This window comes from Microcoleus sp. PH2017_08_TRC_O_A, from assembly GCF_020738665.1.
GTDB lineage: Bacteria > Cyanobacteriota > Cyanobacteriia > Cyanobacteriales > Microcoleaceae > Microcoleus.
In genome coordinates this window covers 26,954-35,993 of the sequence record NZ_JAEQCE010000097.1, presented here as the reverse complement: position 1 = coordinate 35,993, position 9,040 = coordinate 26,954, and the positions used below count along the sequence as shown (strand labels likewise).

Here is a 9,040-nt window from a genome sequence, read left to right as displayed (position 1 = left end):
TATATACATAATTCCCGTAGGGGCGGGTTCACCAACAATAATCGCCCCAAAACTAACAATTTCAAAAACCCGCCCTCACCCAACAAACAATATTAATGTACATTCAGATTTACGGTGGGGCGGGGGCGGGTTTATATTAATTGTCGGTGATTATTATGTATGGTTGGCGAACCCGCCCCTACAAATAAAATGTAGGTTGAAATTACAATTTCAATCCACCGATAGATAATGTAGAGTGCGTCGCACTCGACAATCTGCAATGAAAATCAAAAATATAGCAGCGACGCACCCTACCAGATAAAAAAGATTAATTTGCGATTGCTTCCAAGAATTTCTCAGCATTCTTCACGCTTTCAATATCATAAATATCCCGGTTGTAACAAACAATTTGTGCTACCAACTTTTCATGATGTTGCTGAGCTTTTTCCAACATAGAACCCTGGGAACGCCGATAATTGACAACTACTTCTTTCGTTCCGAAAAATGGGATATTATGTCTGTGACAATTGACCCAAAATTCCCAATCTTCGTAACCTTCTTTCATCCCAATTTTATAACCTGCCACTAAATCCAAAATAGATTTGTGATACAGTGAAGACGGGTGAATCATGTTAGAGTGCTTGATGTTTTCCGGCGAATACAAATCGCTACTCGGTACTATGCGATTTTCTGTGCCAAACATTTGATAAGAACCAAATGCTACACAAGGTACATGAGATTTTAAGCATATTTCTAAAAGACTATTTAAGGCATTTTCAGCTAAAATATCGTCAGCATCCAAAGGCATAATGTATTCACCATTTGCTGCTGCTATTCCAGCATTTCTTGCCAGAGACAGCCCTTGATTTGTTTGTTCTACCAGCCTGATTTTATGCTGGGGATTTGCTGCTATTAAATTTTTGGCAACTGTGCTTGTAGTATCTAAGCTGCCATCATTGACAATGATAATTTCCAAATTTTTGTAAGTTTGCTTAATTGCGCTAGTTACCGCTTGTGGCAAAAAGTGAGATTGATTGTAGCAGGGAACAATCACAGATACCAACGGTCGATTTTCCAATTGCTGGGATGCAGAAATTTGCCTGAAACTTTCTGTTTGGGCTGACTTTTGAGCAGATTGCAAGCTATAAAAATAAATCTTGGGATGTACAATCGCTAATTGATTCAAATCCGTGTTTTGATATTCACTTTCTAACATTGGATATCTCGATAAATATTCTTGTTTAACAAAAATAAATATATTCTGAGCGTACCAAGGCTCTACTTTGTCATTGTTCCATATTTTTCTCCTCAAGCAATCCACGACTGCAAAACCTTTTGTATGAAAATAATTTACCCAATATTGCGGCCACTGTTCGTTAACGTGTTCGACGCCTCCTTGAAACGGTATCGCAGCCGAAAACAAAATTACTGGTGCTAATTGAGTGAGAGAATTAACAAAGGTTTCAGCACAGGTAGCTGGCAAATGTTCTGCAACTTCTAGGGAAATTGCTAAGTCAAACTTTCTTTTTAATTGCAGCGGTTGCTTTAAATCTGCGGATTGGAACTGATTTAAAGGAATTTGTAAAAGAGTGCGATCGACATAATCGCCATCTATTCCCAAACAGTCAGCAATTCCCAACTTTTGAAAAGCAGCTAACCAACTTCCCGTACCGCAGCCCACATCCACTACACTTTTAGGTAAATTTGGTTGCAGCAAGTCTAACAGCAGAGGAATAATTTCTATAGCAGAACTGCGAGTTCCTTCTCCTATTAATTCGTAGAAATCTCTTGTATAAGATGACTGTTTTTGTTTATTTTTTTTACTGTATGTGGTCGAATCAATACCGTTTAAACTGCTAATTTCATAACCCTGCAAATGTGCTGGCAAATCCCAATAAATATTAGGATCTGGTTGATGTTTTACAGGCTCGACATTGCCGCGCCAAGCTGCACCCATAATTTGCATTGTTTGATATACTATCGTTTGCCAACCCTGTTGTTTCAAGTAATCTAAACCCTTAGCAACAGCCGGAGCAGCTAAATCGTGAAATAAAATTATTGCATCTTGTTCTGCCAATTTTTCGCAGGCGATCGCATCATTTAACGGCCCATCACCTTCGTGTTCTCCGTCAATAAAAATTAACGACCATTTCCGGTTCAAATCCTTTGCTAATTGCTCTACTCTTTGGGGGCTGTAACCGGGTATGAGTTCAACGGAAGTTTGCACGCCAGACGCATTGAGAGCGCCTTGAATTGAATCTATTACGCTTTGTCTAATATCATCTCTTTCTAACAGCGGATCGACGACATCTAACTCAACTCCGGCGAGTGCTAAATGACAAGCAGACCAACCCAGCCAGCAGCCAATTTCTAATGCTTTTTTACCTGAAAATTGCAGGGCTGTATTGTAAAGAATGTGTGCTTCGTCGCGACTGAGAAATCCGACTGAACTAGCACGGCGATCGACATACCAATTGTGCTTGATTTCCCGGCGCAGATACGGCCACGGACAAGTATTAGTATCGCCCACAATCATGTTGGGAAAGTACGCATCTGGGAGAATAATTTTTAGTTCGGGCGAGACGTAATCTCCGACAGGTAATGTATTATTTTGAATTTGAGATGGTGGTTGTACTGTCATTTTTTCTGATTTTAATTGTGGGGATACTGGCGGTTGAATCGGTTGGTAGCGGAGACTAATTTCTATTTGATTCCCGTCGGTTGTTGCTAATTTTACCAAGTCGTGCTTGTGACCTGTGATGTGCAGAATGCCGATCGCCCCGTGCGGCAAATACGGCTCCACAAAACAGCGTCGCTGCTTGTCCCAGACGGGCAAACCGAAGTTGCAGCTCCAATTGCACCCAGCCGGCAGCATCTCTGTGCGATCGAACATTTCAGTACCGTAAACGAGCCGATTTAACGCTATTTGGTCAGTCATCAAAGAAACGTGCCGCTGCAATCCCTCATCCAGATATTCCGCCCAAAGTTCCCAATGCGGCGCATCTTTGTGCAGCGCAAAGATACCTGCATTGATAGTTGGATAGCTGTGCAACTGTTTGGCAACTTCTTCCCCAAAAGCTGCTTGATAATCGCGATAAACAAATTCCCAGTACCAAGGCAATTTGCCATAAGCTAAATAATAGCCTCTATCTAATTCTGGAACAACTGCTAAACCCCGTTTTGCCGCGCCTTTTACGAATAATTCCATAGCTTGCCAATCCTGCACCCAAGCATCAGCATCTATCCACAGGTAGATGTCGAAATTCGGGAAGTAACGGCGCAGAAACGGACGAGCTAAAAGTCCTTTGAGATAGTGAGGTGCTTCATTTTTGCCGGGAAAGTTGAACTCCCAATCGGGTTTTTGAATAATATTAACTTGTGTTTCCAGCCACTCCAATTGTTCGGGAGTGCAGCCTAGATCGAAAAAGCCGATCGCCACATTAGCGCCCTCTGGTTTTTCCCGCACCGATAAAATAGTACCTCGCACCAGTTCAAAGTAATTTGCATCGGCGGCCGTGATGGTGATAATCTGCATAAATATAGGATTTTTGGTTAAGGATTGGGGATTGGGGATTGGGGATTGGGCATCGGGCATTGGTCAAACAGGGCATTGGGCGGAGCGAAGCGGAGGGATTGGGCATTAGTATTTGTTATTTCATAATTGCTCATTCTTCCTTCTTCCTTCTTCCTTCTTCCTTCTTCCTTCTTCCTTAAATTATACTATCGAGGATGACTTATGAAAAACTCAAAAGGAAAAGTTTATCTAGTCGGTGGGGGGCCCGGAGATTGTAACTTGATGACAGTGCGATCGCAAAAACTGCTCTCCCAAGCCGAAGTCTTAATCTACGACGCACTCATCGACATCCCGCAACTCGCATTAATTCCAGTCACTTGTCAGAAAATAGAAGTAGGGAAACGCGGTGGCAAACCTTCCACCCAGCAGCAAGAAATTAACCGTTTGCTGGTAGAACATTGCCAACTTGGCAAACAAGTAGTGAGACTTAAAAGTGGCGATCCATTTATTTTTGGTCGCTCCAGTTCCGAGATTCAAGCATTAATTATAGCAGGCTGCGAATTTGAAGTTGTGCCGGGAATCTCGTCAGCATTTGCGGCACCTTTGCTAGCAGGAATTCCCCTCACAGATCCGGTGATGAGCCGCTGTTTTGCAGTGATGAGCGCCCACGAACCGGATGCGCTGGAATGGGAAGCTTTAGTGCGGATAGAAACTCTGGTAATCTTGATGGGAGGGCGCAATTTAAGCGAGATAGTCTGGCAATTACAAAAACACGGACGATCGCCCGAAACTGCGATCGCCATCATCCGAGATTGCGGCCGCCCCGAACAGCAAATCTGGATCGGCACGCTCTCCGACATTGTACAACAAACAACAGGTGAATCTCTATCGCCTTGCGTCATCGTCATTGGGGAAGTAGTTAGATTGCGCGAATTTTTAATCTGGCCAGAAAGCACAAACATGAGCCATACACCTGTCACCGCTAACCACAGCCAACCGCTAGCCGGAAAAACGATTTTAGTCACCCGCGCGGCCTCCCAGTCTGGTCAATTTAGCGATCGACTCCAGCAACTGGGTGCCCGCGCGATCGAAATGCCAGCCTTAGTAATTGGTGCGCCTTCAAGTTGGGAACCGTTGGATAGCGCGATCGGGCAAATGTCAAGCTTTCACTGGTTAATCCTCACTTCCCACAACGCCGTAGACTGGTTTTTTCAACGATTGCAAGCAAAAGGCAAAGACGCGCGGAGCTTGTTTGGCATTAAAATAGCAGTAGTTGGGAAAAAGACAGCAGAAAGTTTGCGATCGCACTCGCTACAACCCGACTTTATTCCCCCCAACTTTGTCGCCGATTCCCTAGTCGAAAACTTCCCCGACAATTTGCAAAACTGCAAAATCTTATTTCCCAGAGTAGAAAGTGGGGGAAGAGAAGTTTTAGTCAAAGAATTCACCGCCAAAGGAGCGCAAGTAATCGAAGTACCAGCGTACCAATCTTGCTGTCCCGAAACAATCGATCCGATCGCCCTAGCCGCACTCCAGAATCAAGCCGTAGATATCATAACCTTTGCCAGTTCCAAAACCGTACATAACTTTTGCCACCTCCTCGAAACAACTCCCGAATTCTCCTTATCTCAGGATTGGCTAGAAAAAGTTTGTATCGCATCCATCGGCCCGGAAACCTCCAAAAGCTGCCAGAATTTATTGGGCAAGTTAGACGTAGAAGCGACAGAATATACATTAGATGGGTTGACTGAGGCGATCGTCCAATGGGCCACAAAACATCAAATTACATAGTTGCACCCGAAGCGGTACGTAGTTGCGCTTGAGCGCTCTTGAAGGTACGTAGTTGCGCTTGAGCGCTCTTGAAGGTACGTAGTTGCGCTTGGGCGCTCTTTCAGAGGTACGTAGTTGCGCTTGAGCGCTCTTGAAGGTACGTAGTTGCGCTTGAGCGCTCTTGAAGGTACGTAGTTGCGCTTGAGCGCTCTTTCAAAGGTACGTAGTTGCGCTTGGGCGCTCTTTCAGGGCTAAAGCCCAACAACGTACCGCTTCTACTTTTGCATCCAACAATTAGCGAACAAGCTACCACATAGCAATGAATCATCCATAGTGAGTAGGGTTCGTCAAAGGCCAAGCCTAATTTATTATAGACATTGCAAGCCTGACATACCTTACAACTGAATGTCTAGATAGGAAATCGCGGAACAAAAAAGCGAGTAAAATTATCAGTAAATAACAAAGCCGATCGCCAATAGCGTCAAAACATTAATCAAACTAAAAACCAAAAAAGCCCAAACCACCAACCGCAGCGAACTCCCATACCAAACTACCAATTAGCAACAGCCATGAATATAAACTTTTCTCGTTACGACACCTTAACCACCTTGCTAGCAGGAACCACCGCAGCCTTAACCATAGTCATCAGCCAACCGGCGATCGCCAAAACTCCCCAAGAAGTCGCCAGCATCGCCGGGCCGCTGACAGTACAAATCAATAGTTCCCTCGGAGACGGTTCCGGGGTAATTATTGCCAAAAACGGCAAAACTTACACAGTTTTAACAGTCAATCACGTCGTAGAAAAAGCAGACGTGAAATACACAGTTCGCACGTCGGCGGGCAAAAACTATCAAGTAAGCAACGTCACCCGCTTGCAAACAGCCCCAACAGATCCGGATTTAGCAGTAGTCAAATTTGAAAGTCCCGAAGAATATCCAGTGGCGACGCTAGCCGATTCTGACAAAGCCGTCATCGGCACTCAAATCTTCGTTTACGGCTATCCCGCTACGGGCGGACTCTTTGGGGCCGAACGAGAACCAGAAATGTCTCCCGGACTCGTTACCAGCCGCCCGCGCGATCGCCGGGAAGGTTACACTTTGCGGTATCAAGCCGTCACTTGGAGTGGCATGAGTGGCGGGCCAGTTTTCGACTCTGAAGCCCGAGTCATCGGTTTGCACGGACAAGGGGAATTCGGTTTTGCCCAAATCAGTAACGGGGAAGTCGCCCCAATTAAAACAGGATTTAATGCAGCAGTTCCCATTAATACTTTTATCGCCAAACTGGTGGCGGCGGGAATCAACAAATCCGAGTTGAAAGTAGACAATACTCCCACAACTATCGGCCCGGTATCCACCGTTAACCCAAAAGATGCCCAAGCCTATTATTTTCGAGGGCTTTCGCGCTTAGATCAGGGAGAGGCTTGGGAGGCGATCGCCGATTTCAACAAAGCACTCACTTTCAATCCTAAATACAGCCCAGAATTGCATTTTAATATCGGCAATGCCCGCACTTTCATTACTGCCGGCTTGCCACAACCCGACCCCACCCGCGGTGGAACCGCTATTCAAGCATACACGAGTGCGATCGCAGCCAATCCCGGTTTTGCCGACGCCTACTACAACCGAGCTTTAGCTTACCTGACAGAAGACAAAGCCAAAGCAATTGCCGACTTTCAAAAAGCAGCGGAACTTTACAAGCAAGGCGGCAGAACAACTGCATATCAAGATGCCCTCAAGCGCATCCAACAATTGCAGTAGAATTAGAAGTTAAGAATTAAAAATTAAGAATTAAAAATGAATCATCCCATTTTTAGTTCTTAATCTAGTTCATATACACAGCAGGTAAATAATCATGACTGCTATCACCTTAAATCTCAATTCCATTGTCAAACTAACTTCCGAACAGTTCTACCAACTGTGCGAAGAACACCCAGAATTGAAACTAGAACGCAACGCCAACGGAGAATTAATTGTCATGCCGCCAACCGGAGGAGAAACAGGGAAACGCAACTCAACAGCGAATGCTCAAATCTGGACGTGGAACGATCGAACCGAACTCGGAGAAGTGTTTGATTCCTCCACAGGGTTTACTCTGCCCAGTAAAGCCGATCGCTCTCCCGATGTCTCCTGGGTCGAAAAATCGCGGTGGGAAGCTTTGACACCCGAACAAAGAGACAAATTTATCCCCCTCTGTCCTGATTTTGTCATCGAGTTTCTTTCTCCGAGTGACAGCTTGAACAAGACGCAGGCAAAAATGCAAGAATATATGGAAAATGGCTGCCGTTTGGGTTGGCTGATTAACCGCAAAAAACGAGAAGTAGAAATTTATCGCCCCGGTCAACCAGTTGAAGTTTTACAATCTCCTCTCACCCTTTCTGGGGAAGAGGTTTTGCCGGGATTTGTTCTGAATCTACAAAAAATTTGGAATTAGTAAGATTAAACTATAACTTCGCCTATCTTCGGTTCGTAGTGAGGACTTTAGTCCTCATAAAAAGAAGGACTGAAGTCCTCACTACGAACCAATTTGGTTGTAGAGGAATTTGATAAAATTGTAAATATCTATAAAATAAAGGCTAGGAAATTATGGTTCAAACTATTCAAGCTAAAAATGTCACGCTAGAAGAATTAAAAACACTTTTTAACCTGCAACTTGTCACAGACGACCAATTTTTCCCGGAATGGCAAGAGGAGTTACCAGAAATCACAGAGTTTCAGAAACGACAGCTAGATCAGATTAAAGCGGGTTACTTCAACTTGCTAGAGTATCCGCCGATGCTGGAAAAAACCATCAGTTTGTCGATCGTCTCTCCACTACTGTTCACCGGCGAGTTTTACCTGCACCAATTTTACATTAAACAGGAAAAATCCGTCGAAATTTCCGAAGAAGATGAAGGCATTATCATCAAAGGTAGCCTGGATACTTTAGTTTTAAAAGACCAGTTGTGGCTGATGGTAATCGAATCGAAACGAGTTTCATTTTCCATTGAAGCGGGGCTGGCCCAAATCTTAGCTTATCTACTGGCAAACCCGAACCCAGAGAAGCCGAGTTACGGCATGATTGCTACAGGAGGCAGTTTCATCTTTGTCAAGTTGCTCAACGGAGAATCACCGCGATATGCCAAATCTGATTTATTTGGAATTAGCAATCGCACCAATAATCTACAGGATGTACTCCGCATCCTCAAACGCTTGAGTCAGATAGCAGGTAACAATTAGTGATGAGTCATATCATATCATGCCCGGTCGATTAGCATCACAAAAAAGGTTCGTAGTACGTCCTGGCGTCCGCTGTTTAAAAAATGCTTTTTGCAAAACGGAGATGCTCCCGATCGTACCATTGTGGTAAGGAATGAGAATTAAATAACTTACAATTTTAATTATTGTGGGATGGGCGTCCCGCCCGTCTATAAAGCAATACGGTTCACTTAAGACAGATCCCCCCTAACCCCCCTTGGGAAGGGGGGGACAAGAAGCTCTTAAAGTCCCCCTTCTTAAGGGGGATTTAGGGGGATCTCCGGGCATAAATAGTGTTAAGTAAACCGTATTGGTCTATAAAGGACGGGCGGGACGCCCATCCCACTTTTAAGAGTGTAAGTTATTAAATTTTCGTTCCTAAGGTGCGTCGCCAGCAAAATTGTCGATATGTAGATAGGGATTTTTCGTGGCGACGCACCCTACGCCTTCTTCCTTCTTCCTTCTTCCTTCTTCCTTCTTCCTTCTTCCTTCTTCCTTCTTCCTTCTTCCTTCTTCCTTCTTCCTTCTTCCTTCTTCCTTCTTC

At 44.5% G+C, this 9,040-nt stretch carries 5 protein-coding genes; 4 read left to right on the top strand and 1 reads right to left on the bottom strand.

Annotated features, from left to right (window positions below; genetic code table 11):
• Window positions 1-307: 307 nt before the first annotated feature.
• Complete coding sequence (locus JGK22_RS27155; protein WP_293314167.1) at window positions 308-3,574, bottom strand: glycosyltransferase; 3,267 nt, start codon at window positions 3,572-3,574, stop codon at window positions 308-310.
• 141 nt (window positions 3,575-3,715) lie between these two features.
• On the opposite strand from JGK22_RS27155, the gene cobA reads away from it, so the two are divergent.
• The 4 genes from cobA (at window position 3,716) to JGK22_RS27135 (ending at window position 8,478) form a co-directional block, all read left to right on the top strand.
• Window positions 3,716-5,284 (top strand): uroporphyrinogen-III C-methyltransferase, encoded by a 1,569-nt coding sequence (cobA, locus tag JGK22_RS27150; protein WP_293193335.1) that lies wholly within the window; start codon window positions 3,716-3,718, stop codon window positions 5,282-5,284.
• A 548-nt stretch (window positions 5,285-5,832) separates the two neighbouring features.
• Window positions 5,833-7,020 (top strand): tetratricopeptide repeat-containing serine protease family protein, encoded by a 1,188-nt coding sequence (locus JGK22_RS27145; RefSeq protein ID WP_293270396.1) that lies wholly within the window; start codon window positions 5,833-5,835, stop codon window positions 7,018-7,020.
• 94 nt (window positions 7,021-7,114) lie between these two features.
• Window positions 7,115-7,693 (top strand): Uma2 family endonuclease, encoded by a 579-nt coding sequence (locus JGK22_RS27140; protein WP_293185745.1) that lies wholly within the window; start codon window positions 7,115-7,117, stop codon window positions 7,691-7,693.
• Window positions 7,694-7,845: 152 nt separating this feature from the next.
• Window positions 7,846-8,478, top strand: coding sequence for a restriction endonuclease subunit R (locus JGK22_RS27135; RefSeq protein ID WP_293314165.1), 633 nt, complete (start codon window positions 7,846-7,848; stop codon window positions 8,476-8,478).
• Window positions 8,479-9,040: the final 562 nt, after the last annotated feature.